This is a genomic window from Pantoea latae, assembly GCF_002077695.1.
GTDB classification, from domain to species: domain Bacteria; phylum Pseudomonadota; class Gammaproteobacteria; order Enterobacterales; family Enterobacteriaceae; genus Pantoea; species Pantoea latae.
Genome location: NZ_MWUE01000028.1, coordinates 68,969 through 93,410, shown reverse-complemented (window position 1 = coordinate 93,410; position 24,442 = coordinate 68,969). Strand labels below are relative to the sequence as shown.

Sequence of the window (24,442 nt, the reverse complement as noted above, 5' to 3'; positions counted from 1 at the left end):
AAATTTTGCGTTCACGTATACGATGTGCGGAGAGAACGACCTGAGGGAGCCGATGATGAGAAGTGATACAGGCCACAGCACGGCCGCCGATGCCGGAGATAAAGACGAGCTTATCTATCAGGCGCTGATAGACGCCATTGTGGAGCATCAGCTGCCGCCGGGCAGCAAACTGCCGGAAGAGGCGCTGGCGGAGGTGTTCGGCGTCAGCCGCACCGGCATTCGCAAAGTGCTGCAGCGCCTCGCCGCAGTGCAGATGGTGACGCTGTTGCCCAGGCGCGGTGCACAGGTGACCACGCCCGGCGTCGACGAAGCGCGCGATATCTTTCGCACCCGCGCGCTAATCGAGTGCGCCAATCTGCCGGCGGTGCTGGCGCATCTGCAGCCGCCGCATCTGGCGGCACTGACGCAGCGCATCGCGCAGGAGCAGCAGGCGCATGAGGATCGCGACGGCGCTGCGGCCATTCGCCTCTCTGCCGCCTTTCATATCGAACTGCAGGCGATTGCGGGCAACCAGGTGCTGACCGAGCTGGTGACGCGCCTGACGCAGCGCTCTTCGCTGGTGATCGCCGCCTGGGGCGCGCCCTGGCAGCAGGGCTGCCGCTGCGACGATCACGACCGGCTGGTGGCCCATCTGCGCGAAGGCGATCTGCCGGCGCTCACCCAGGCGCTGCAGCATCACTTCGACCATATCGTCTCCAGCCTGCATTTTGAGCGCAGCGGCGAAACGCTGCCCGATTTCTCCCGGTTATTTGCCCGTCATAAAGAGGTGACATCATGAGCCTGATCCAGGTGATCAACCCCAACACCAGCCAGGCGATGACGGAAACCATCGGCGCGGCGGCGCGCGCGGCGGCGTCGCCAGGCACCGATATTATCGCGGTCTCGCCGTCGCAGGGCGTGCCCTCTATCGAAGGCCACTTCGACGAGGCTATCGCGGCGATTGGCGTGCTGGAGCAGGTTAAACGCGGCAGAGAGCAGGGCGTCAGCGGCCACGTCATTGCCTGCTTCGGCGATCCTGGCCTGCTGGCGGCGCGCGAACTGGCCACCGGGCCGGTGATCGGCATCGCCGAAGCGGCGATGCATACCGCGACGCTGGTGGCGACGCGCTTTTCTATTGTTACCACGCTGCCGCGCACGCTGATCATCGCGCGCCATCTGCTGCAGCAGTACGGCTTTACCCACCACTGCGCCGCGCTGCACGCCATCGATCTGCCGGTGCTGGCGCTGGAGGATGGTTCAGGCCTGGCGCAGGAAAAGGTGCGCGAACAGTGTTTGCAGGCGAAGCTGCAGGATGGCAGCGGCGCGATTGTGCTGGGCTGCGGCGGCATGGCGACGCTGGCGCGCGAACTGACGCAGGAGCTGGGGATGCCGGTGATCGACGGCGTCAGTGCGGCGGTGAAGATGGTCGAGGCGCTGGTAGCGCTTGGCTTCGGCACCAGCAAGCATGGCGATCTCGCGCGGCCGATCGCCAAACCTCTCTCAGAGGCGTTTCAGCATCTAAACTAACCAAACCTTGCCTTAACCTCACAGGACTTTCTCAATGGATAGTGCAGAGAAGAAAGAGTACAGCTTCAACAAAAACTATCCGCGCGATCTGATCGGCTACGGCGCGACGCCGCCGCACGCCGCCTGGCCCAACAAGGCGCGGGTAGCGGTGCAGTTCGTGCTCAACTATGAAGAGGGCGCGGAGAACAACGTGCTGCACGGCGACGCCGGCTCCGAGCAGTTTCTTTCCGATATCATCGGCGCGGCAAGCTATCCCGATCGCCATATGTCGATGGATTCGCTGTATGAATATGGTTCGCGCGCCGGCTTCTGGCGCATTCACCGCGAGTTTCAGAAACGCGGCCTGCCGCTGACGGTGTTCGGCGTGGCGATGGCGCTGGCGCGTCATCCAGAAATTGTTGAGGCGATCAAACAGGCTGACTATGACGTGGTCAGTCACGGCTGGCGCTGGATCCACTATCAGGCGATGGACGCCAAAACCGAGCGCCAGCATATGCAGCAGGCGGTCGACGTGCTCACCGACCTGTTCGGCAAAGCGCCGACCGGCTGGTACACCGGACGCGACAGCCCTAACACGCGGCGGCTGGTAGTGGAGCAGGGCGGCTTCAGCTACGACAGCGACTACTACGGCGACGATCTGCCGTTCTGGACGCAGGTTACCCGTCAGGACGGCACGGTGAAGCCGCATCTGATCATCCCCTACACGCTGGAGTGCAACGATATGCGCTTCGCCACGCCGCAGGGCTTTAATACCGCCGAGCAGTTTTTCACCTACCTGCGCGACACCTTCGACGTGCTTTACGAAGAGGGCGAAACCCAGCCGAAGATGATGTCGGTGGGCATGCACTGCCGTTTGCTGGGACGGCCGGGGAAATTCAAAGCCCTGCAGAACTTCCTTGATCATATCCAGCAGCATAGCGACGTCTGGATCTGCACGCGCCAGCAGATCGCCGATCACTGGATTGCCACCCATCCTGCGCCGCAACCCTGACAGGCGGACGCGCGGCTGCCGCTGCCGCGCGTCAAGGAAAACTGTAAGCGGTTATTGAGCAGGAAAATTAATGCATCTCCTCAACCGTTAGCCATTCGTGCGCGACGTAACGCCGCGTCTGGCGGCTTCTTTTAACAATGTTTAAATGAAATAAAAATATTTGCGCAACAAAATTAATTAACCTGCGTGAGGTTCTGCGCCGCTTAGCGCGCTGTTACATCTTGCCTGCCGCCGGATTTCCGCTTTGCGCGTATAGATATTCCGGGTTAATCACGGAATAAGGAACCGCTTTGATGAGCAAACTCTCCAGAAGGCATTTTATGGCGTTCGCGGCCGGTGGCACAGTGGCGCTGGCGGCAGGCCAGGTGCACGCCCACGACGCCATCGCCTCATGGCCCGCCAACACGCCGCGCGATCCCGGCCCGCACGATGCCGCGCGCGAGGGGCAAAATCCCGATATCGTCAATCCGCCCGCCACCGACAGCGGCACGCTGCCCAACCTGCGCTTCTCGTTCAGCGACGCCCACGTGCGCAAGGGCAGCGGCGGCTGGACGCGTCAGGTGACGCAGCGCGAGCTGGGCATCTCCACTACCATCGCCGGCGTCGATATGCGCCTCAACGCCGGCGGCATCCGCGAGCTGCACTGGCATAAAGAGGGCGAATGGGCCTATATGACCTTCGGCAATGCGCGCGTGACCGCCTTTGACAGCGACGGCGGCTGGTTCGTCGACGATATCGGCGTCGGCGACCTCTGGTACTTTCCGCCAGGCATTCCGCACTCGATTCAGGGGCTGGGGCCGGACGGCTGCGAGTTTTTGCTTGCCTTCGACAGCGGCGGCTTTGACGAAGACAGCACCTTCCTGCTGTCGGACTGGTTCAAACATATTCCGCCTGACATTCTGGCGAAAAACTTCAGCGTGCCTGTCTCAACCTTTGCAAAACTTCCGTCGCCGGACGATGAGTATATTTTCGCTGGCAAGGTGCCGGGCAGCCTGGCCTCGGACGCTATTCAGGGCGCGCCGAAATCGAAACGCCGCTTCACCCATCGTATGCTGGCGCAGGCGCCCATCAACGCGCCGGGTGGCACGGTGCGCATTACCGACTCCTCGACTTTTCCGGTGTCGAAAACCATTGCCGCCGCGCTGGTGGAGATTGCGCCAGGCGGCATGCGCGAACTGCACTGGCATCCCAATAACGACGAGTGGCAATACTATCTGGAAGGCGAGGGACGCATGGGCGTGTTCGCCTCGTCTGGCCAGGCGAGAACCTTTGATTATCGGGCGGGCGACGTCGGCTATGTGCCTTTCGCCATGGGACACTATATCGAGAACACCGGCAGCGGGCCGCTGCGCTTTCTGGAGCTGTTCAAAAGCGATTACTACGCCGATATCTCCCTGAACCAGTGGCTCGCCAGCACGCCGCGCGAGCTGGTGGCGCAGCATCTGCAGCTCGACGACGCTTTTCTCTCAGCGCTGTCGCTGAAAAAGAACCCGGTCGTCAACTAGCCGGATGGGCTGGCCGCGCGCCAGCCCTGCGTATTATTCCGAATCCTCAACGCCGGATAAAAGCGGTGGTTGTTCACGCCAAATCAATCAGCGACAATCGCCGCTTCCATAATTTTTTCTTATGACTAAGCGTCGTGAACATGACTACATCGCCGCAGGCGAAAAGGAGAGGCGCGCTGCGCACGTTTCTTGCCCGCTTCTGGCCGCATCCGCTGCCGGTCGCGAAAAAACAGATAGTTATCGCCAGCGTCGGCGCCGGGCTTGGGCTGACCATTACCAGCCTGATCAGCCACTGGCTGCTGGGAGAGGTTAATCTCTGGTTTGTCGCGCCAATGGGCGCCTCCGCCGTGCTGCTGTTTGGCCTGCCCAACAGCCCGCTGGCCCAGCCCTGGTCGATTGTCGGCGGCAATATGGTGGCGGCGGCGATCGGCGTGACCGCCGCCATGACCATCTCCTATGCGCCGCTGGCCTGCGGTGTCGCCGCCTGCCTCGCCATCGCCGCGATGTTTCAGCTGCGCTGCCTGCATCCGCCCAGCGGCGCGGTGGCGCTGACCGCGATCCTCGGCGGCGGCAGCGTTCATCAGCTGGGCTACCACTATATTCTGACGCCGGTGCTGCTTAACTCCCTCTGCCTGGCGCTGCTGGCGATCCTCTTCAACAACCTGGCGGGGCGGCGCTACCCGCATCCGCTGGCCGCCACCGAGGCGAAGCCGGAGCCGGTCACGCTGGCGGTGCCGATTACCCGCGACGACCTGCATCAGGCGCTGGAAAGCGGCCAGCTGCTGGATATTGACGAAGACGATCTCCAGCAGCTGCTGCAGCAGGCTGAAACCATTGCGGCGCAGCGTCAGGCTAGCCTTCGCTCATCAAACTGACCTGCGCGGCGACAATGCGCCAGCCCTGAGGCAGCCTGACCCAGCTCTGCTGCTGGCGGCCGATTTTTGTCGTGCCGTCACGCGTGAACTCGGTGCTGCAAACCGCAAAGTCGTCGCCGAAGGTGGTGATAACGCTGTTGCGCAGGGTGCGCGCCAGCCCGGCGGCGGGACGCTGGGCGCGAAAGGCGCGGATCTGCTCGATGCCGTAGAGGTTCTCGCCCGCGCCGAGGCGCACGGTGCGTTCGTCGTGCCAGAAGAGCGTGTCCAGCGTCTCGATATCATTGCTCACCAGCGCCTGCTCGTAGCGATAAAAGGCGGCGGTCACCTCCGCCACCACGTGCGGCAGATTAATCTCTTCACTGTTCATTCGGTTTACCCAGAGAGGTTATACCCTGCTGCTCCAGCGCAAAGGCGACGCGCAGCGCAGCAGCTTCGTTAAAGGGCGCGGCGATCAGCTGTAGCCCAATCGGCAGACCGCTTTTCGTCGCCAGCGGCACGCTGCACACCGGCAGGCCAAGGAAGGAGATCGGCTGCGTCAGCATGCCCATACTGGCGCGCGTCGGCAGATGCGTGCCGTTGACCGCGATTGTCTCCTGACCGATCAGCGGCGCGGCGCAGGGCGTCGCGGGGGCGATCAGCACGTCGAACCGACTGAACAGCGGCAGCACCTGCTGCTGAAAGTGGCGGCGGAAGCGCTGCGCCTGCACATACCAGGCGGCAGGCAGCATCGCGCCCGCCAGCAGCCGCTCGCGCGAGGCGGGTTCGAACCGCTCAGGCGAGGCGCGCAGCGCGGGCAGATAGTGGTTGCCGCCCTCGCAGGCGGTCAGGATAAAGGCCGCCGAGCGCGCCAGCTCCGCTTCCGGCAGCGTTACCTCATCCTGAATATCCAGCGCCCGCGCGGCCTGTGCCAGCGCGTCGCGCGCGTCGTCGTCGCACCAGGTAGAGAAAAAGCCGCCCAGCAGCGCACAGCGCTGGCCGCGCTCTTCCAGCCCGAGCTGCGCCGGATCGGCGGGGCGATTCGCCTGGAATGCGTCCTGCGGGTCATGCCCCTGCAGCATGTCATACACCAGCGCCAGATCCTCGACGCGGCGCGCGAAAGGGCCAATATGATCGAGGCTGGCGACAAAGGGATGACTGCCGCTGCGCGACAGCCGGCCAAAGGTCGGCTTCAGGCCGAAGATGCCGCACAGCGACGCGGGCACGCGAATCGAGCCGTTGGTGTCGGTGCCGAGCGAGAAGTGCGCCAGTCCGGCCGCGACCGCCGCCGCAGAGCCGCCCGACGAGCCGCCGGCGACCCGCGTCATGTCGTGCGGGTTGCGCGTGGCGCCGAAATGGCTGTTCTCGGTGGTGAATCCGTAGGCATAGGCGTCCATATTCAGCATGCCGGAGAGTAGCGCGCCGGCGCGGCTCAGGCGGCTGACCGCCCAGGCGTCCTGCGTCGCCGCCGGTCGATCCTGAAACAGGGCGGCGCCCGCCAGCGTGGTGTGGTCCGCCACGTCGAACAGGTTCTTCACCGCGTAGGGCACGCCCGCCAGCGGCGGCAGATCCTCGCCGCGTCGCCGCTGCGCGTCGATGGCGTCCGCCTCGCGCAGCATGCGTTCTGTGGTGATCTCGGTCCAGGCGTTAATCGCTCGCTGGCGCTTAATCCCTTGCAGAGAGTGCTGCGCCACCTCGCGCGCGCTGAGATCGCCGCGCTGAATCGCCTGCTGCAGCGCCTGGATAGAAAATTCGCTGAGGTTCATGGATGAAACACTCCCGCCACTTCCAGCCGGTCGTCAAGCGGGAAGGCCATCAGCGGCGCCGCCAGCGTAGCGATGCGCGCTAGCTGAATCACCAGCTCGGCGCGGCGCGCCTCGTCCAGCTCCAGCGCCAGCAGCTGCTCCATCTGCGCCAGATAGCGCGCCCAGTCTGTTGTCTGCTCCATCTTTTTTCTCCTGTCAGAAACCGCTCGCGCTGCCGTTGCTGCGCGGATCGCATGCGCCTTCCAGCATGCCGTTGTTGTGGCGCACGATGGCGCCGGCGTGTCCTACCGCTTCGCTGAAGTCGGGCAGCAGCTCGACCTCGTGCCCCAGCTGACGCAGCCTGGCGACGCTCTCCGGCGCAAAGCGGCCCTCCAGCTTGAGCGAGTCGGAGGCGTTGCCCCAGGTGCGTCCCAGCAGCCAGCGCGGCGCGCTCACCGCCTGCTGCAGCGGCATGCCCTGAATCACATGGCGGGTAAAGATCGCCGCCTGGGTTTGCGGCTGGCCATCGCCGCCCATCGCGCCGTAGACCAGGGTGCGGCCATCTTTCAGGCGCGCGGCGGCGGGATTGAGGGTATGGAACGGCTGCTTGCCCGGTGCCAGCGCCAGCAGGTGATCCGCGTCGAGGCTGAAGGCCGCGCCGCGATTCTGCCAGGTAATGCCGGTGCCGGGGATCACCACGCCGCTGCCGAACTCGTGGTAGATGCTTTGAATAAAGGAGACGGCGAGGCCGCTGCTGTCCATCACGCCCATCCACACCGTGTCGCCGGGACCACGCCCGGTTCCCCAGGGCGCGGCCTGCGTCTCGCTCACCTGGCTCGCCAGCGTGGCGAAGTGATCCTGGGTCAGCAGCGACTGCGCCTCGCAGCGCATATGGCGCGGATCGGTGAGATGGGCGTCGCGCAGCGCAAAGGCTTTTTTCGTCGCCTCCACGATGCGGTGCACCGTCTGCGCTTCGTCAGCCTGCGCCATCGCCAGATGGTCGGTCACGCCGAGGATCGCCAGCGACACCAGCCCCTGCGTTGGCGGCGCGATATTCCACAGGTCGCCTTCGCTGTGCGCCACGTGCAGCGGCGTGCAGCGACGCGCGCGCTGCTGCTGCAGATCTGCCAGCGTCACCGGCATGCCGAGCGCCACCATTTCGCGCGCCAGATGGTGCGCCAGCTCGCCGCGATAGAAGCTGTCGAGGCCCTGCTCGCTCAGCAGACTCAGCGTCTGCGCCAGCGCCGGCTGGGTAAAGCGGCTGCCGGGACGCGGCGCGTCGCCGTCCGGCAGAAAGGTGGCGGCGAAGCCGGGCTGATGCGCCAGCTCATGCTGCTTCTCGGCGGTGGCGGCCGCCTGCGAGGCGGTCACCGGAATACCGTCGGCGGCGTAGCGGATCGCGTCGCGCAGCAGGCGCGGCAGCGGCAGCGGCTCGCCGCCCAGCTCGCCGGAGAGCGTCAGCGCCTCCTGCCAGCCGCTGACCGTGCCGGCCACCGTCAGCGCGGCGGCCGGTCCGCGATGCGGAATGGCGCGTTCGCCGCGATAGAAATCGATAGTTGCCAGCGAGCCTGCCGCGCCGCTGGCGTCGATAGCAACCGGATCGCCGTTGGGCGGCAGTACCAGCCAGAAGCCGTCGCCGCCGAGACCGTTCATATGGGGATAGACCACGGCGATAGTGGCAGCGGCGGCGACCATCGCCTCAATCGCATTGCCGCCGTCGCGCAGCACCGCCAGCGCGCTCTCGCTCGCCAGGTGATGCGGCGCCACCGCCATGCCGAGCGGAGCCATATTACTCTGGATCATAATCACTCTTTTCATCGGGTAGAGGAGGGAACTCTCAAGCAAGAGCCGTTCCAGTTTTTTGCGCGGGCGCGGTGCGGCGGTAACCTGGATCGAATTATGCTAGCTTCTGCTGAAACAAAAGTTACAGGACGACGCATGAAACAGCTTGATGAACGACTCAGAAGCCACTATCCGCAGCTGTCGCCGCAGGAGCAGCGCATTGCGGATTTCGTCTTTGACCATTTCGACGATCTGATCAGCTATAACAGCGCCGAGCTGGCAAGGCTCAGCGGCGTGTCAAAGGCCACCGTCAGCCGCTTGTTCCGGCGGCTGGGCTACGACAAATATAAAGATATGCGCGACGAGCTGCGCACCCTGCGCCAGAGCGGCATGCCGCTGACCGACAATCGCGACGCGGTGCAGGGCAACACGCTGCTGGCGCGCCACTACAAGCAGGAGATGGCAAACCTGACGCAGTGGGTCAACACGCTCGACGCGCAGCAGTTTGGCGAGGCGGTGCAGCAGATGACGCAGGCGAAACGCATTTTCATTATCGGCATGCGCAACTCCTGGCCGCTGGCGCTGCACCTGCGCCAGCAATTGCTGCAGGCGCGCCGCGACGTGATTATCCTGCCGCAGCCGGGCCAGACGCTGGCGGAAGAGGTGGTGGATATCACCCCCGAGGATATGGTGGTGGTGATGGCGTTTCGCCGCCGCACGCGTCTGATCCGTCCGCTGATGCAGCTGCTGCAGCAGCGTCAGATCCCGCTGCTGGCGCTGTGCGAGCCGCAGGCGCAGTCGGTGACTGGGCTGGCGCGCTGGCAGCTCTGCGCGCCGCTCGACAGCGTCTCCGCCTTCGACAGCTACGCCTCGGCGATGAGTTTGATTAACCTGCTGGCCAACGCGCTGCTGCATGAAATGCTGTCGCAAGGCCGTCAGCGCATTCATCAGATCGCCGATCTCTACCAGCAGTTAGACGAGCTGGAGCACCGCTAAAGAGCACCATTTTGGTGCTTTGCCTCATTATGATCTCTCGCTGCCGTCGTCGGGAAGCCGCCTGTAAGGCGAAATAACCCCCTTTTTCCCGGCGCGCTTGCCAGCGCCGGGGTTGGCACATTAGTTGCAAATCACATAAACAAGAATCTTTTGTTTCAGGTCAACTTACCGGGGTGCATAATGAAAAAAACGTTAATGGCGGTTGCAGCGGCGGCCTTACTGATGGTTCAGACCGGCAGCGCGCTGGCGGATCAGCTGCAGGATATCGAGAAGCGCGGCGTGCTGCGCGTGGCGGTGCCGCAGGACTTCCCGCCGTTTGGATCGGTCGGCACCGATCTGCAGCCGCAGGGCTACGATATCGACACGGCGAAATACCTCGCGAAACAGATGAAACTTAAGTTGCAGCTGGTGCCGGTCACCAGCGCCAACCGCGTGCCCTATCTGCAAACCGATAAGGTCGATCTGGTGATCTCCAGCATGGGGAAAAACCCGGAGCGTGAAAAAGTGATCGACTTCAGCCGCGCCTATGCACCGTTCTTCCTCGGCGTCTTCGGCCCGAAAGGCGAGACGTTGAAAGACGCGGCGGCGCTGAGCGGCAAGAGCATCGGCGTCACGCGCGGCGCGGTGGAGGATATGGTGCTGAGCAGCCTGGCGCCGAAAGAGGCGCAGGTGAAGCGCTACGAAGACAACAACACCACGCTGTCGGCCTACCTCTCTGGCCAGGTGCAGTACGTGGCGACCGGCAACCTGGTGGTGGCGGCGATTGCGCGGCAGAACCCGCAAAAAGCGCCGGTGGCGCAGTTTATGCTGAAGGATTCGCCCTGCTATATCGGCCTGAAAAAAGATGAGCCGGCGCTGAAGGCGAAGGTGGACGCGCTGATCGAGCAGGGCATCAAAGACGGCACGCTGAACAAGCTGTCGGAAGAGTGGCTGAAAGCGCCGCTGCCCGCCAGCCTCGGCGCATAAGGGCCAGCTATGCTCGGGCAACTTAACTTTCCTGCGCTCCTGCCCTACTGGCCGGAGCTGCTCGCCGGCCTGTGGGTCACGATTCAACTGACGCTGCTGGCTACCGTCGGCGGCGTCGGGCTGGGGATCCTCGGCGCGGCGCTGCGCAGCGGCCAGCCGGGCTGGGCCAGCCGCCTCTGGGGGCTGTACGTGGAGATTATCCGCAACACCCCGTTCGTGGTGCAGCTCTTTTTTATCGTGTTCGGCCTGCCCAATCTGGGCCTGAAGCTGACGGCGGGCGAGGCGGCGCTGCTGGCGATGCTGATTAACCTCGGCGCCTACAGCACCGAAATTATCCGCGCAGGCATTCAGGTGACGCCGAAAGGGCAGTGGGAAGCGGGACGCGTGCTGGGGCTGACGCGCGCGCAAACCTTTCTGCGCGTGGTGCTGCCGCCGTCGCTGCAGCGCATCTATCCGGCGCTGGTGAGCCAGTGCATTATCGTGATGCTCGGCTCGTCGGTGGTGTCGCAGGTCTCCTATGAAGAGCTGACCTTCGCCGCCAACCTGATCCAGTCGCGCACCTTTTTAAGCTTCGAGGTCTATCTGGTGACCACGCTGATCTATCTGCTGTTGTCGATCGCCATGCGCCAGGTGCTGCTGGCGGTGGGGCGTAAATGGTTGGGAGCGCAGGCATGATGAGCACCTTTACCGACTGGGATATTCTGCGCAACCTGCTGCTGGCGGCGCGCTGGACGCTGCTGCTGTCGCTGACCGCCTTTGTCGGCGGCACGCTGGTGACGCTGCCGCTGCTCTTTCTGCGCCTGCTGCAGCGTAAGTGGCTGACGCGGCTGATCCGCGGCTACACCGAGCTGTTTCAGGGCACGCCGCTGCTGATGCAGCTGTTTCTCGCCTTCTTTGGTGTCGGGCTGTTCGGCATCGACGTCGCGCCCTGGACGGCGGCCTCGCTGGCGTTAACCTTCTACACCAGCGCCTTTCTGCTCGATATCTGGTTCGGCAGCATTCGCGCGCTGCCGAAAGGGCAGTGGGAGGCGTCGCGCTGCCTCGGCCTCAGCTTTGGCCAGACGCTGTGCCGGGTAATCGCGCCGCAGGCGATCCGCATCGCCATCGCGCCGACGGTGGGCTTCGCCGTACAGGTGATCAAAGGCACCGCGCTCGCCTCAATTATCGGCTTTATCGAACTGACCAAAGCCGGCACCATTTTGAACAACGTGACGTATCAACCTTTTAAGGTGTTTGGCCTGGTCGCGCTGGGCTACTTCCTGATGTGTTATCCGCTGTCCCGCTACAGCCAGTATCTGGAGAAAAAATTCCATGCCGCTCATCACCATTAATCAGGTGCAGAAGTACTACGGCGACAATCACGTGCTGAAAGGCGTCGATCTCGATATCGAGATGGGCGAAGTGATCTCGATAATCGGCCGCAGCGGATCGGGCAAAAGCACACTGCTGCGCTGCATGAACGGGCTGGAAGGCTATCAGGAAGGGAGCATCAAGCTGGGCGGCATGACCATCACCGACCGCGATTCTCAGGCGCGCGACATCAGCCGCTCGGTCGGCATGGTGTTCCAGAACTTCAACCTTTTTCCGCATATGACCGCGCTGGAGAACGTGATGCTGGCGCCGCGCCGCGTGCTGAAGAAAAGCGAGGCGGAGTGCCGCGCGCTGGCGACGCAGATGCTGGAAAAAGTTGGCCTCGGCGAGCGCCTCGACTACTCCCCGGCGAACCTCTCCGGCGGCCAGCAGCAGCGCGTCGCCATTGCCCGCGCGCTGGCGATGAACCCGAAAGTGCTGCTGTGCGACGAGATCACCTCGGCGCTTGACCCCGAACTGGTGGGCGAGGTGCTAAAAGTGCTGGAGCAGCTCGCCGCCGAAGGCATGACGCTAATCCTCGTCACCCATGAGATGAACTTCGCCCGCGACGTCGGCGACCGCGTGGTCTTTATGCATCAGGGGCGCGTCTGGGAGCAGGGCAGCAGCAAAACCCTGTTCGCCGCGCCGCAGACGCCGGAGCTGAAGCAGTTCATCTCCTCGGTGCGACTCTAATTTAGACAGGAAATCAACATGGAAAACCGCTACCCGCAAATCAATCCGCCGCAGCGCCTGCTGATGGGCCCTGGCCCGATCAACGCCGATCCGCGCGTGCTGCGCGCCATGTCGAGCCAGCTGATCGGCCAGTACGATCCGGCGATGACCCACTATATGAACGAGGTAATGGCGCTTTATCGCGGCGTCTTCCGCACCGAAAACCGCTGGACGCTGCTGATCGACGGCACCTCGCGCGCCGGGATCGAGGCGATCCTGCTGTCGGCGATCCGTCCCGGCGATCGGGTGCTGGTGCCGGTATTCGGCCGCTTTGGCCATCTGCTGTGCGAGATCGCCCGCCGCTGCCGCGCCGAGGTGCACACCATTGAGGTGCCCTGGGGCGAGGTGTTTACGCCGGATCAGATCGAGGACGCCATTAAGCGCGTGAAGCCGCGCCTGCTGCTGACGGTGCAGGGCGACACCTCCACCACCATGCTGCAACCGCTGGCGGAGCTGGGCGCCATCTGCCAGAAGTACGGCGTGCTGTTCTACACCGACGCCACCGCGTCGCTCGGCGGCAACGCGCTGGAAACCGACGCCTGGGGGCTGGATGCGGTGTCGGCCGGGATGCAGAAATGCCTCGGCGGCCCGTCCGGCACCTCGCCGATCACCCTCAGCCCGCAGATGGAAGCGGCGATCCGCCGCCGCAAATGCGTGGAAGAGGGGATCCGCACCGCCGCGCATCAGGACGGCGACGAGGAGATGATCTACTCCAACTATTTCGATCTCGGCATGATCATGGACTACTGGGGGCCGGAGCGCCTCAACCACCATACCGAGGCGACCAGCGCGCTGTTCGGCGCGCGCGAGTGCGCACGGCTGATCCTGCAGGAAGGGCTGGACGCAGGCATCGCGCGCCACAAGCTGCACGGCGAGGCGCTGCTGAAGGGCATTCAGGGCATGGGGCTGGAAACCTTCGGCGACCTGAAGCACAAGATGAACAACGTGCTCGGCGTGGTGATCCCGCAGGGCGTCAACGGCGACCAGGTGCGCGCGCTGATGCTGGAGGATTTCGGCATCGAGATCGGCACCTCGTTCGGGCCGCTGCACGGCAAGGTATGGCGCATCGGCACCATGGGCTACAACGCGCGTAAAGATTGCGTGATGACCACGCTGGCGGCGCTGGAGGCGGTGCTGACGCACGTCGGCTTCCGCGCGACCCAGGGCGCGGCGATGCAGGCGGCCTGGGATCGCTACGGGAGCGAGGCATGATGATGAACGCCGTTGAGGCGCAGCTCGCCGCCGAACGCGTGATGGCGCGCTGCGACGCGCTGGCGGCGATCAGCGAATCGCCCGATCAGCTGACGCGCGTCTATCTTTCGCCGCAGCATCTGCGCGCCAACGCGCAGGTTGGCGAGTGGATGGCGCAGGCCGGCATGCGCGTCTGGCAGGATGAGGTCGGCAATATCTGCGGCCGCTACGACGGCGCAAGCGCGGGCGCGCCCGCGCTGCTGCTCGGTTCGCATCTCGATACGGTGCGCAACGCCGGCCGCTACGACGGCATGCTCGGCGTGCTGACCGCAATTGAAACCGTGCAGTGGCTGCATCAGCAGCGGCGGCGCCTGCCGCTGGCGGTGGAGATCGTCGGTTTCGGCGACGAAGAGGGCACGCGCTTCGGCATTACGCTGCTCGGCAGCCGCGGCATCGCCGGCAGCTGGCCAGAGAGCTGGACCACACATCCAGACGGCAACGGCATTACCGTGGCGCAGGCAATGGCGGACGTGGGGCTGGACGCGGAAGCGATCCCACGCGCGGCGCGTGACCTGAACGACATCGTCGCCTATCTTGAACTGCATATCGAACAGGGGCCCTGCCTGGAGCAGGAAGGGCTGGCGCTGGGCGTGGTCACCGCCATCAACGGCGCGCGCCGTCTTAGCTGCCGCTTCAGCGGCGAGGCGGGCCACGCGGGCACGGTGCCGATGGCCCACCGTAAAGACGCGCTGGCGGCAGCGGCGGAGTGGATGGTGTTTATTGAGGCGACCACGCGCGAGCAGGATCCGCAGCTGGTGGCCACGGTTGGCACGCTGAGCTGCGCGCCCGGCGCGGTCAACGTTATTCCCGGCGAGGTGACGCTGTCGCTCGACGTGCGCGGCCCGCAGGATCTGCCGCTGGAGCGACTGCTGTCGAGCCTGCTGACTCAGGGCGAGGCGATCGCGCTGCGGCGCGGCCTGCGCTTCGAGGCGGAAGAGTATTACCGCATCAGCGCCACCGCCTGCGACAGCGATCTGCAGCAGGCGCTGAGCAGCGCGGTGGAGACGGTGCAGGGCCGCACGCTGGCGCTGCCGAGCGGCGCGGGCCATGACGCTATCGCCATCGCCGAGCGCTGGCCGGTCGGCATGCTGTTCGTGCGCAACGAACGCGGCATCAGCCATCATCCGGCGGAAGCGGTGATGACCGAGGACGTGGCGCTGGCGGTGCGCGCTTATCTGCACGCCGTGTGCCAGCTGGCGCAGCGAGGCGCGCCATGAATCTCGCGAGCTTCAACGCGCTGCCGACGTCGGCGGCGCAGGCGGCAATCGCCCACTGCGTGGCAATCCCGCGCTGGCAGCAGGCGCTGGCGGCCGCACGGCCTTTCGCCTCGCTGGCGGCGCTGCTGGCGGAAGCGGAGCGGCTGACGCAGGCGTGGAGCCGTGACGATCTGGAGCAGGCCCTGCTGGCCCATCCGCGCATTGGCGAACGCGCCAGCGGCGCGGAGAAAGAGGCAGCGCTGTCGCGCCAGGAGCAGTCCGCGATGGGCGACGCCGACGCGGCGCTGAAGCAGGCGATGCGGGCGGGCAATCAGGCCTATGAGGCGCGCTTCGGCCGCGTCTTCCTGATCCGCGCCAGCGGGCGCAGCGGCGAAGAGATGCTGGCGCAGCTTCAGCGCCGCCTGACACACGACGAACCCACTGAAACGCGCGAAGCGCTACAGCAGCTGCGGGAGATCACCCTGCTGCGTCTGAAGGAGAGCCTGCTATGAGCACCATCACCACCCATATTCTCGACACCGCGCTGGGCAAACCGGCGGTCGGCGTCGCTATCTCCCTTGAGCAGAACAGCCCGGAGGGCTGGTTGCCGGTTGCCGACGGCGAGACGGACAGCGACGGGCGCATCGGCGATCTAACGCCGGAGCCGCTGACGCCGGGCCACTATCGCCTGACGGCCGAAATCGGCGACTACTTTGCCGCAGATGGCCGCGACGCGCTCTACGTCTCCGCGCAGATCGACTTCGTGATCGCCGCCGCGGGCAGCCATTTTCATCTGCCTTTTCTCATCTCGCCGTGGTCGTGGTCGACCTATCGCGGAAGCTAATTTTGAAAGCCTGCGGCTATCAAAACCGTTGGTGTATCCAGATAGTGTTTGGCGCAGCGTAACGCTATCGTAGCCGGGTAACCAAAAGCCAACGGAGCCGATAATGAGCACGCCCGAAGATAACAATAACGCCGCAGGTAAATGCCCTTTCCCTCATGGCGCGTCGCAAGAAAAAAATCAGAATGAGAGCGGCGCCGACGCCGGTAAATGTCCGTTTAACCACGGCGCCTCCGAAGAGAAAAGCGTACTGGCGCGTGGCGCTGGCAGCGGCACCACCAACCGCGACTGGTGGCCTAACATGCTGCGCGTCGACCTGCTGAACCAGCACTCCAGCCGTTCCAACCCCCTCAGCGACGACTTCAACTACCGCGACGAATTCAGCAAGCTCGACTATTCGGCGCTGAAAGCGGACATCCGCGCGCTGCTGACCGATTCCCAGTCCTGGTGGCCGGCCGACTGGGGCAGCTATATCGGCCTGTTTATCCGTATGGCATGGCACAGTGCAGGCACCTATCGCACCATCGACGGTCGCGGCGGCTCTGGCCGTGGTCAGCAGCGTTTCGCGCCGCTCAACTCCTGGCCGGACAACGTCAGCCTGGATAAAGCGCGTCGCCTGCTGTGGCCGGTGAAACAGAAGTATGGCCAGAAAATTTCCTGGGCCGATCTCTATATTCTCGCGGGCAACGTCTCGCTGGAAAACGCCGGCTTCCGCACCTTCGGCTTCGGCGCCGGACGTGAAGACGTGTGGGAACCGGATATGGATGTGGACTGGGGCCACGAAACCGAATGGCTGGCGCATCGTCATCCGGAAAGCCTCGCCAACGCGCCGCTCGGCGCCACCGAAATGGGCCTGATCTACGTTAACCCGGAGGGCCCGGAAGCGAGCGGCAACCCGGCCTCGGCCGCGCCAGCTATTCGCGCCACCTTTGGCAACATGGGCATGAACGACGAAGAGATCGTGGCGCTGATCGCCGGCGGCCATACGCTGGGTAAAACCCACGGCGCGGGCGCGGCCAGCCACCTTGATGTCGATCCGGAAGCCTCGCCGATTGAAGCGCAGGGCTTCGGCTGGCGCAGCAGCTACGGCAGCGGCGCAGGCGCAGACGCCATTACGTCGGGTCTGGAAGTGGTCTGGACGCAAACCCCGACCCAGTGGAGCAACTACTTCTTCGAGAACCTGTTCAAATATGAGTGGGTGCAGACGCACAGCCCGGCGGGCGCCATTCAGTTTGAGGCGAGCAACGCCGACGCGATTATTCCCGATCCGTTCGATCCAGAGAAAAAGCGCAAGCCGACCATGCTGGTGACCGACCTGACGCTGCGCTTCGACCCGGAGTTCGAAAAGATCTCCCGTCGCTTCCTTAACGATCCGCAGGCGTTTAACGAAGCCTTCGCCCGTGCCTGGTTCAAGCTGACCCACCGCGATATGGGGCCGAAAGCGCGCTACCTCGGCCCGGAAGTGCCGAAGGAAGATCTGCTGTGGCAGGATCCGCTGCCGGCGGCGATTTATCAGCCGAGCGAGAGCGACATCAGCGAGCTGAAGGCGAAAATCGCGGCATCTGGTCTGAGCGTCAGCCAGCTGGTTTCCGCTGCCTGGGCCTCTGCGTCGACCTTCCGCGGCGGCGACAAGCGCGGCGGCGCGAACGGTGCCCGTCTGGCGCTGGCGCCGCAGAGAGAGTGGGCGGTCAACGCCAGCGTGATCCGCGACGTGCTGCCGGTGCTGCAGGATATTCAGCACACCACAGGCAAAGCCTCGCTGGCGGACATTATCGTGCTGGCGGGCAACGTCGGTGTCGAAATGGCGGCCGCGGCGGCGGGCGTAGCGGTGCAGGTGCCCTTTACGCCGGGCCGCGTCGATGCGCGCCAGGATCAGACTGACGTCGACTCCTTTGCGCTGCTGCAGCCGCTGGCGGACGGTTTCCGCAACTATCGTCGCGTGCAGGGCGGTTCATCTACCGAAACTTTGCTGCTGGATAAAGCGCAGCAGCTGACCCTGAGCGCGCCGGAGCTGACGGTACTGCTGGGTGGTCTGCGCGTGCTGGGAACCAACTTCGACGGCAGCGACCGCGGCCTGTTCACCGAACGTCCCGGCGTGCTGAGCACCGACTTCTTCTCGAACCTGCTCGATATGCGCACCGCATGGCGCGCCACCGACGAGAGCGAGGAGCTGTTTGAAGGGCGCGATCGTCAGAGCGGCGAGGTGAAGTTCCACGCCACCCGCGCTGACCTGGTGTTTGGCTCAAACGCCATCCTGCGCGCGCTGGCAGAGGTTTACGCCAGCAGCGACGCCCACCAGAAGTTCGTTACCGACTTCGTGGCCGCCTGGACCAAAGTGATGAATCTGGATCGCTTCGATATCTAATCGGGTAAAAAAAGAGAAAGCCGCAGCCTGTCCGCTGCGGCTTTTTTTTGCCCGGCGCTAGCTCAGCGTAAAGGCATCGCCGTCGCGCCACGCCGGAAAGCGCTCGCGATAGGCGGTCAGCGTGTCCAGCGACAGCGTCGCGTCCAGCCGCGCCTGCGCGCCGGGCTGGGCGGCGCTGAGGATCTCGCCCTGCGGCGAAATAATCTGGCTGTCGCCGCTGTAGTGATGCTGATTGCCGTCGCTGCCGACGCGGTTGCAGCCCGCAACATAGGCCTGATTCTCAATGGCGCGCGCCAGCAGCAGCGCCTGCCAGTGCAGGGCGCGCGGCGCCGGCCAGTTCGCCACGTAGAGCGCCAGATCGTAGTCGTCGCGGTTGCGGGAGAAGACCGGGAAGCGCAGGTCGTAGCAGATCTGCGGCAGGATGCGCCAGCCGCGCCACTGTAGCACCGCGCGCGCTTCGCCCGGCAGATAGTGATGATGCTCGTCCGCCATGCGGAACAGGTGGCGCTTGTCATACTGATGCAGCGTGCCGTCCGGCTCTACCAGCAGGAAGCGATTCACCGCGCCTTTCTCGGTCTGGATCGCCGCGCTGCCGCCTACCAGCGCGTCGCTCGCCGCGGCGTGTTTATGCAGCCACTCCACCACCTGCGCCTGCGGCAGCGAGCGCTGCGCCGCCTCCATAGCGAAGCCGGTGGTGAACATCTCCGGCAGCAGAATCAGATCGCGGCCCGTAATGCCCTCAAGCACACCGTCGAAGTGGCGCAGGTTCGCCTCGCCGTCCATCCAGTGCAGGGTTTCCTGTAAAACCGTGATGTTTAAATCTGACATAAGCGCTCCGCAGCGGCGTCGAGCGTCGCCTCCTGTTTGGCGAAGCAGAGGCGGATCAGCCTGTGCGGAAACGGCCCGGCGCAGAACACCGACAGCGGGATCGCCGCCACGCCCACCTCTTTGGTCAGCCACTGGCAGAAGCTGACGTCGTCGAGATCGGAGATGGCGCTGTAGTCCGCCAGTAAAAAGTAGGTGCCTTCGCACGGCAGCACCTTGAAGCGGCTCTGCTCCAGCGCCTGCGCCAGCCGGTCGCGGCGCGCGCGGTAAAAGGCGGAGAGTTCGCGGTAGTGCGACGGCTCGTGGCGCAGCATATCGGCGATCGCCAGCTGGGCCGGGGTATTGACCGAGAAGGTCAGATACTGATGCACCTTGCGGATCTCGGCGCTGATAGCGGCGGGCGCGACGCTGTAGCCCACCTTCCAGCCGGTCATATGAAAGGTTTTGCCGAACGAGGAGACGGTGACGGCGCGCTGACGCAGCTGCGGATGCGCCAGCACGCTGGCGTGGCCCGCCTCGTCGAAGCAGATATGCTCATAGACCTCGTCGCTCAGCACGTAGATCTCCTGCTCGGCGATCGCCTGCCACAGCGCGGCGAAATCGGCGCTGCGCCAGACGGTGGCGGAAGGATTGTGCGGCGTATTGAGGATCACCAGGCGGGTTTTGCTGGAGAGCAGCGCGGCGAACGCCTTCCAGTCGACGCGAAAACCGGGCGGCTGCAGCGCGATGCGTTTCAGCACGCCGCCCGACAGCTCCACGGCGGGCGCATAGCTGTCGTAGCTCGGGTCGAAGCAGATCACCTCGTCGCCCGGCCGCACCAGCGCGGTGATCGCCGCATAGAGCGCTTCGGTCGCGCCGGCGGTCACGGTGATGTCGCTGTTGACGTCGGGGCGATAGCCGTACAGCTCGGCGGTTTTCTCGGCGATCGCCTCGCGCATCGGCAGCGCGCCGGTCATCGGCGCATACTGGTTCGCGCCCTCGCTAACGTGATGCGCCAGGCGCGCCTGCAGATAGCGCGGGCCGTCGAAATCGGGAAAGCCTTGCGACAGGTTGATGGCGTTATGCTGCTGCGCCAGTGCGCTCATCTGGGTAAAAATGGTGGTGCCGAGGGCGGGAAGCTTGCTCTCCGGCGTCAGGTTGGGCTGCGTCATGGTTAATGGCCTTAAGCGCGAATGTCATTGCGGAGTAACCCCTTGTTGAAGCCACTATAAACAGGATGTTAATATTTGGCAATCGAGACGCTTAGACGTCTAAAACCCACCTACAGGATGCCCGAAACGCTATGTCTGAACACTCTCCGCTCGACCAGCTGGTGGCGGCCTGCCACTGGATCGGCGCCAAAGGCTGGGCGCCCGCCACCGGCGGCAATATGTCGGTTCGCGAAGATGCCCGCTTCTGCCTGCTCAGCGAGTCGGGTAAGGATAAAGGCAGCCTGACGCGCGACGACTTTATTCAGGTGGAGATCGCCACCAACCGCGCACCGTCCGGGCGCAAACCCTCGGCGGAAACCGGGTTGCACACGCTGATTTACCGGCTGTTTCCCGAGGCGGGCGCGGTGCTGCACACGCATACGGTCAACGCCACCGTGCTGTCGCGCGTGGAAAAAGGCAGTGCGCTGCGGCTGGCGGGCTACGAGATGCAGAAGTCGCTGGCGGGCCAGCGCAGCCATCTCGACGCCGTGGCGATCCCGCTGTTCGATAACGACCAGGATATCGACGCGCTGGCGCGACGCATTGAGGCATACGCCGCGGAAACGCCGTTCCGCTACGGTTTTCTGCTGCGCGGCCACGGCTTAACCTGCTGGGGCCAGGACGTGAATGAAGCGCGTCGCCATCTGGAAGGTCTGGAGTTTTTATTTGAATGCGAACGTCAACGTCGCCTGCTGGAGGCCCAATGATCCGCGCCATTGTTACCGATATTGAAGGCACCACCAGCGATATTCGCTTCGTGCATGAGGTGCTTTTTCCCTACGCGCGCCAGCATCTCGCCGCGTTTATCCGCGCGCAGCAGCATCAGCCCGAGGTCCGCGCCGCGCTCGACGCGGTGCGCGCGGAGGCGCAGCAGCCCGACGCCGATCTCGCCGCGCTGACGCAGATCCTGCTGGGCTTTATGGATGAGGATCGCAAATCCACCGGTCTGAAAGCGCTGCAGGGGATGATCTGGCGCGACGGCTACGTCAACGGCCGTTTTACCGGCCATCTCTATCCTGACGTGCTGCCCGCGCTGCGCGCCTGGCGCGAGCAGGGCATTCAGCTCTACGTCTATTCTTCCGGTTCGGTAGCGGCGCAAAAACTGTTATTTGGCTACAGTGATGAAGGTGATATTACGGACCTGTTTAGCGGCTATTTCGACACGCGCGTTGGTGCCAAGCGCGAGGTCGCTTCCTACCGCACTATCGCCGACCAAACCGGCCTGCCCGCTGAGCAGCTGCTGTTCCTCTCCGACATTCGTCAGGAGCTGGATGCGGCAGCGGAAGCCGGATGGAATACCGTGCAGTTAATTCGCGGCCCCGCAGACAGCGACAGCCGCCATCATCCGGTGAACACCTTTTCGGGAGTCGTTTTAGCATGAGTGCATTGACCATTTTTACCGATACCGAAGCCACGCTGCCGGTGTGGCACAGTACCGATGCGGAGATGATCCGCGAGCGGCTGAATGCAAAAAATGTGCGCTTTGAGCGCTGGGCGGCGGATCGCGACTTAGGCGACAATCCCCAGCCTGCCGACGTGATCGAGGCTTATCAGCACGCCATCGATCGGCTGGTGGCGGAGAAGGGCTATCAGAGCTGGGACGTGATCAGCATGCGCGCCGACCACCCGCAAAAAGAGACGCTGCGCGAGAAGTTTCTCTCCGAGCACACCCACGGCGAAGATGAGGTGCGGTTCTTTGTCGAAGGCGCGGGCCTGTTCTGCCTGCATCTCGACGGCCAGGTCTATCAGATCCTGTGTGAGAAAAACGATCTGATCTCAGTGCCGGCGGGCACGCCGCACTGGTTCGATATGGGATCCTCGCCGAACTTCACCGCCATCCGCATCTTCGATAATCAGGAGGGCTGGGTGGCGCACTTTACCGGCGATGCCATCGCCGACGCCTATCCGCGCCTGCCGTAATGCCATCAGGGCGCGCGTCGCGCGCCCGACTAAGGCTGAAACACGCCCGCCGCCACCGCTTCAGGCGTCACCACGCCGGTATCCAGCACCCAGCCGCTGATCAGCGCCGCAGGCGTCACGTCGAACGCCGGGTTGTAGACCGCCGCATTCTCCGGTGCCCACTGCACGCTGCCGAAGCTGCCCGCCACGCCGGTTACTTCGCTGGCGGCGCGCTGCTCGATAGGAATATCGCGGCCGCTGGCGCACTGGCGATCCAGCGTGGTGTGCGGCGCGGCGACGTAGAAGGGGATTTGATGGTAGCGCGCCAGCACCGCCAGGCTGTAGGTGCCGATTTTATTCGCCACGTCGCCGTTGGCCGCGATGCGGTCCGCGCCGACCCAGATGGCGTCGACCTGGCCGCTCGCCATCAGGCTGGCCGCCATCGCATCGGCGATCAGCCGATAGGGGATCGCCAACTCGCCTAGCTCCCAGGCGGTTAACCGTCCGCCCTGCAGCAGCGGGCGCGTCTCATCCACCCAGACGCTCGCCACCTTGCCCTGCTGATGCGCGCGAGCAATGACCCCCAGCGCGGTGCCGACGCCCGCCGTTGCCAGCCCGCCGGTGTTGCAGTGGGTCAGCAGGCGGCTTTCGGGCTGCACCAGCGCGCTGCCCGCCTCGGCGATGCTGTCGCACAGCTGGCGATCTTCCTCCACCAGACGCAGCGCCTCCTGGCTGAGCGCGGCAACGAAATCGGGCTGCGCCAGCGCCAGCTTCATGCGGTCCAGGTTATTCATCAGGTTGACCGCCGTCGGACGCGCGGCGCGCAGCACCTCCAGCGCCTGGCTCAGCGCGTCGCGGCTGGCGCCCGCCTCGGCCAGCAGCGCCAGCAGCAGCGAGGCGGAAAGGCCAATCAGCGGCGCGCCGCGCACGCGCAGGGCGTGAATATGCCCAACCAGCTGCGCCACATCGTGCGCCGGCAGCCAGTTTTTTTGCTGCGGCAGCGCCTGCTGATCGAGGATCCAGAGCTGATTGTCACGAACCTGTAAGCTGGTGGTGCGGAGTGTTTGCATTGTCTGTGAAATCCCTGTTGCGTTGTTATTGCGTATTGTGCCAACATGCGGAACGGATGTATAGACGTCTGAACGGCTTATTAGCCTGCCGTGGCGGGGTTTTCGATTCAGAGACTTGTGTTGGAGAGAGATGGCAATGTCGCAATACCGTACCTTCACCGCGGCGGACGCCGTTGAATATGCCCGCGCCTTTGGCGGCGTGGAGGATCCCGCTGCGCTGGTCGAGGCGCAAGAGATTGGTGATGGCAATCTCAACCTGGTGTTTAAGATTTTCGATCGGCAGGGCCACAGCCGGGTTATCGTCAAGCAGGCGCTGCCTTACGTGCGCTGCGTCGGCGAGTCCTGGCCGCTGACGCTGGATCGCGCGCGGCTCGAGGCGCAAACCCTGGTCGAGCACTACAAATATTGTCCGCAGCACACCGTGAAGGTGACGCACTACGACGAGACGCTGGCGGTGATGGTGATGGAGGATCTCTCCAGCCACCGTATCTGGCGCGGCGAGCTGGTGAAGGGCGCGTACTATCCGCAGGCGGCGGCGCAGCTGGGCGAATATCTGGCGCAGACGCTGTTTCACACCTCTGATTTCGTGCTGCATCCGCATAAGAAAAAGGCGGAGGTGGCGCGCTTTATCAACCCGGAGATGTGCGAGATCACCGAAGATCTCTTCTTTAACGATCCCTATACCGACCACGAGCGCAACAGCTATCCGGCGGCGCTGGAGCCGCTGGTCGCCAGCCTGCGCGACGACGAGGCGCTGCGCGTCGCCGTCGCAGGGCTAAAACACCGCTTTTTCGCCCACGCCGAAGCGCTGCTGCACGGTGATATTCACAGCGGCTCGATCTTCGTCGCCGACAACAGCCTGAAGGCGATTGATGCGGAGTTCGGCTATTTTGGCCCCATCGGTTTTGACGTCGGCACCGCGCTCGGCAACCTGCTGATCAACTACTGCGGTCTGCCGGGGCTGCTGGCCCCGCGCGAGGCGGCGGAAGGTCGCGAGCGTCGCCTTAACGACGTGCGCGAGGTGTGGAATACCTTTGCTGCGCGTTTCCTGGCGCTGGCGCAGGAGAAAACCGCGGACGTGGCGCTGGCGTATCCCGGCTATGCGCAGGCGTTTCTGCGCAAGGTGTGGGCTGACACCATCGGCTACTGCGGCACCGAGCTGATCCGCCGCACCGTCGGCATGTCGCACGTGGCGGATATGAAGCTGATTAAGGATGAGGCGATGCGCACCGAGTGCATCCGCAGCTGCATTACGCTGGGCCGCACGCTGATTCTGGCGGCGGATCATGTGGAGGATGCCGAGGCGCTGCTCGCGCGTATTCGGCAGGCGGGGTAAGGGCTGGCAGAGGTCTCATTTCACAGGCCGCACACATGTTCAACG

26 protein-coding genes are annotated in these 24,442 nt (G+C 64.3%); 19 read left to right on the top strand and 7 right to left on the bottom strand.

The window, feature by feature from the left end; all coding sequences use genetic code 11:
• Positions 1-55 precede the first annotated feature (55 nt).
• The 5 genes from B2J69_RS19220 to B2J69_RS19200 all read left to right on the top strand — a co-directional run bounded on the left by B2J69_RS19220 (position 56) and on the right by B2J69_RS19200 (position 4,877).
• Positions 56-778 (top strand): GntR family transcriptional regulator, encoded by a 723-nt coding sequence (locus B2J69_RS19220; protein WP_081141248.1) that lies wholly within the window; start codon positions 56-58, stop codon positions 776-778.
• Entirely contained in the window at positions 775-1,506 is a 732-nt protein-coding gene (gene hpxA, locus B2J69_RS19215; protein ID WP_081141245.1) for an allantoin racemase, read from the top strand. The genes B2J69_RS19220 and hpxA overlap by 4 nt, the downstream gene beginning before the upstream one ends.
• Positions 1,507-1,540: 34 nt before the next feature.
• The gene (puuE, locus tag B2J69_RS19210) at positions 1,541-2,497 is read left to right on the top strand and encodes an allantoinase PuuE (protein ID WP_081141242.1); all 957 of its coding nucleotides are present in this window, start codon (positions 1,541-1,543) and stop codon (positions 2,495-2,497) included.
• A 293-nt stretch (positions 2,498-2,790) separates the two neighbouring features.
• Positions 2,791-4,002 (top strand): cupin domain-containing protein, encoded by a 1,212-nt coding sequence (locus B2J69_RS19205; protein WP_081141239.1) that lies wholly within the window; start codon positions 2,791-2,793, stop codon positions 4,000-4,002.
• Positions 4,003-4,142: 140 nt separating this feature from the next.
• On the top strand, positions 4,143-4,877 hold the full coding sequence (locus tag B2J69_RS19200) for an HPP family protein (RefSeq protein WP_081141237.1): 735 nt from the start codon (positions 4,143-4,145) through the stop codon (positions 4,875-4,877).
• Here B2J69_RS19200 and hpxZ read toward each other — a convergent pair.
• Genes hpxZ through B2J69_RS19180 form a run of 4 tightly spaced genes read right to left on the bottom strand, consistent with a single transcriptional unit; the run spans position 4,855 to position 8,401 of the window.
• A complete protein-coding gene (hpxZ, locus tag B2J69_RS19195) occupies positions 4,855-5,244 on the bottom strand; it encodes an oxalurate catabolism protein HpxZ (protein WP_081141234.1) in 390 nt (129 codons plus the stop codon). The two genes, B2J69_RS19200 and hpxZ, sit on opposite strands and share 23 nt — an antisense overlap.
• Complete coding sequence (locus tag B2J69_RS19190) at positions 5,234-6,619, bottom strand: AtzE family amidohydrolase (protein ID WP_081141231.1); 1,386 nt, start codon at positions 6,617-6,619, stop codon at positions 5,234-5,236. The genes hpxZ and B2J69_RS19190 overlap by 11 nt, the downstream gene beginning before the upstream one ends.
• On the bottom strand, positions 6,616-6,801 hold the full coding sequence (gene hpxX, locus B2J69_RS19185) for an oxalurate catabolism protein HpxX (protein ID WP_081141228.1): 186 nt from the start codon (positions 6,799-6,801) through the stop codon (positions 6,616-6,618). Before hpxX ends, B2J69_RS19190 begins: the two co-directional genes overlap by 4 nt.
• 13 nt (positions 6,802-6,814) lie before the next feature.
• Positions 6,815-8,401 (bottom strand): gamma-glutamyltransferase family protein, encoded by a 1,587-nt coding sequence (locus B2J69_RS19180; RefSeq protein WP_081141282.1) that lies wholly within the window; start codon positions 8,399-8,401, stop codon positions 6,815-6,817.
• 135 nt (positions 8,402-8,536) lie between these two features.
• On the opposite strand from B2J69_RS19180, the gene hpxU reads away from it, so the two are divergent.
• The 10 genes from hpxU to katG all read left to right on the top strand — a co-directional run bounded on the left by hpxU (position 8,537) and on the right by katG (position 18,077).
• Positions 8,537-9,376 (top strand): MurR/RpiR family transcriptional regulator HpxU, encoded by an 840-nt coding sequence (gene hpxU / locus B2J69_RS19175; protein WP_081141226.1) that lies wholly within the window; start codon positions 8,537-8,539, stop codon positions 9,374-9,376.
• A 180-nt stretch (positions 9,377-9,556) separates the two neighbouring features.
• Positions 9,557-10,342 (top strand): transporter substrate-binding domain-containing protein, encoded by a 786-nt coding sequence (locus B2J69_RS19170; protein WP_081141225.1) that lies wholly within the window; start codon positions 9,557-9,559, stop codon positions 10,340-10,342.
• Positions 10,343-10,351: 9 nt separating this feature from the next.
• The gene (locus B2J69_RS19165) at positions 10,352-11,017 is read left to right on the top strand and encodes an amino acid ABC transporter permease (protein ID WP_081141224.1); all 666 of its coding nucleotides are present in this window, start codon (positions 10,352-10,354) and stop codon (positions 11,015-11,017) included.
• Complete coding sequence (locus tag B2J69_RS19160; protein ID WP_081141223.1) at positions 11,017-11,673, top strand: amino acid ABC transporter permease; 657 nt, start codon at positions 11,017-11,019, stop codon at positions 11,671-11,673. The genes B2J69_RS19165 and B2J69_RS19160 overlap by 1 nt, the downstream gene beginning before the upstream one ends.
• Positions 11,654-12,385: an amino acid ABC transporter ATP-binding protein gene (locus tag B2J69_RS19155; RefSeq protein WP_033752862.1), complete on the top strand. Its 732-nt coding sequence runs from the start codon at positions 11,654-11,656 to the stop codon at positions 12,383-12,385. Before B2J69_RS19160 ends, B2J69_RS19155 begins: the two co-directional genes overlap by 20 nt.
• 18 nt (positions 12,386-12,403) lie before the next feature.
• Entirely contained in the window at positions 12,404-13,636 is a 1,233-nt protein-coding gene (locus tag B2J69_RS19150) for a pyridoxal-phosphate-dependent aminotransferase family protein (RefSeq protein ID WP_081141222.1), read from the top strand.
• Entirely contained in the window at positions 13,633-14,892 is a 1,260-nt protein-coding gene (gene hpxK / locus B2J69_RS19145) for an allantoate amidohydrolase (protein ID WP_081141221.1), read from the top strand. The genes B2J69_RS19150 and hpxK overlap by 4 nt, the downstream gene beginning before the upstream one ends.
• The gene (gene uraD / locus B2J69_RS19140) at positions 14,889-15,383 is read left to right on the top strand and encodes a 2-oxo-4-hydroxy-4-carboxy-5-ureidoimidazoline decarboxylase (protein ID WP_081141220.1); all 495 of its coding nucleotides are present in this window, start codon (positions 14,889-14,891) and stop codon (positions 15,381-15,383) included. The genes hpxK and uraD overlap by 4 nt, the downstream gene beginning before the upstream one ends.
• Positions 15,380-15,715, top strand: coding sequence for a hydroxyisourate hydrolase (gene uraH / locus B2J69_RS19135; RefSeq protein ID WP_081141219.1), 336 nt, complete (start codon positions 15,380-15,382; stop codon positions 15,713-15,715). The genes uraD and uraH overlap by 4 nt, the downstream gene beginning before the upstream one ends.
• Before the next feature lie 103 nt (positions 15,716-15,818).
• The gene (gene katG, locus B2J69_RS19130; protein ID WP_081141218.1) at positions 15,819-18,077 is read left to right on the top strand and encodes a catalase/peroxidase HPI; all 2,259 of its coding nucleotides are present in this window, start codon (positions 15,819-15,821) and stop codon (positions 18,075-18,077) included.
• Positions 18,078-18,134: 57 nt separating this feature from the next.
• Here the strand turns inward: katG and B2J69_RS19125 are convergent, their stop codons facing one another.
• Together B2J69_RS19125 and B2J69_RS19120 are read right to left on the bottom strand one after the other, a co-directional pair.
• Positions 18,135-18,905 (bottom strand): amidohydrolase, encoded by a 771-nt coding sequence (locus tag B2J69_RS19125; protein ID WP_081141217.1) that lies wholly within the window; start codon positions 18,903-18,905, stop codon positions 18,135-18,137.
• Positions 18,893-20,053 (bottom strand): pyridoxal phosphate-dependent aminotransferase, encoded by a 1,161-nt coding sequence (locus tag B2J69_RS19120; RefSeq protein WP_081141216.1) that lies wholly within the window; start codon positions 20,051-20,053, stop codon positions 18,893-18,895. Before B2J69_RS19120 ends, B2J69_RS19125 begins: the two co-directional genes overlap by 13 nt.
• A gap of 131 nt (positions 20,054-20,184) precedes the next feature.
• On the opposite strand from B2J69_RS19120, the gene B2J69_RS19115 reads away from it, so the two are divergent.
• From B2J69_RS19115 to B2J69_RS19105, 3 genes are read left to right on the top strand one after another with little or no spacing between them, the layout of a single operon-like run.
• The gene (locus B2J69_RS19115; protein ID WP_081141215.1) at positions 20,185-20,799 is read left to right on the top strand and encodes a methylthioribulose 1-phosphate dehydratase; all 615 of its coding nucleotides are present in this window, start codon (positions 20,185-20,187) and stop codon (positions 20,797-20,799) included.
• Entirely contained in the window at positions 20,796-21,473 is a 678-nt protein-coding gene (gene mtnC, locus B2J69_RS19110; RefSeq protein ID WP_081141214.1) for an acireductone synthase, read from the top strand. The genes B2J69_RS19115 and mtnC overlap by 4 nt, the downstream gene beginning before the upstream one ends.
• Positions 21,470-22,012 (top strand): 1,2-dihydroxy-3-keto-5-methylthiopentene dioxygenase, encoded by a 543-nt coding sequence (locus tag B2J69_RS19105; protein ID WP_081141213.1) that lies wholly within the window; start codon positions 21,470-21,472, stop codon positions 22,010-22,012. Before mtnC ends, B2J69_RS19105 begins: the two co-directional genes overlap by 4 nt.
• Before the next feature lie 29 nt (positions 22,013-22,041).
• On the opposite strand, the gene mtnA is transcribed toward B2J69_RS19105, so the two are convergent.
• Positions 22,042-23,061, bottom strand: coding sequence for an S-methyl-5-thioribose-1-phosphate isomerase (mtnA, locus tag B2J69_RS19100; protein WP_081141212.1), 1,020 nt, complete (start codon positions 23,059-23,061; stop codon positions 22,042-22,044).
• Between the two features lie 136 nt (positions 23,062-23,197).
• On the opposite strand from mtnA, the gene mtnK reads away from it, so the two are divergent.
• The gene (mtnK, locus tag B2J69_RS19095) at positions 23,198-24,397 is read left to right on the top strand and encodes an S-methyl-5-thioribose kinase (protein ID WP_081141211.1); all 1,200 of its coding nucleotides are present in this window, start codon (positions 23,198-23,200) and stop codon (positions 24,395-24,397) included.
• The last annotated feature ends 45 nt before the right edge of the window (positions 24,398-24,442 follow it).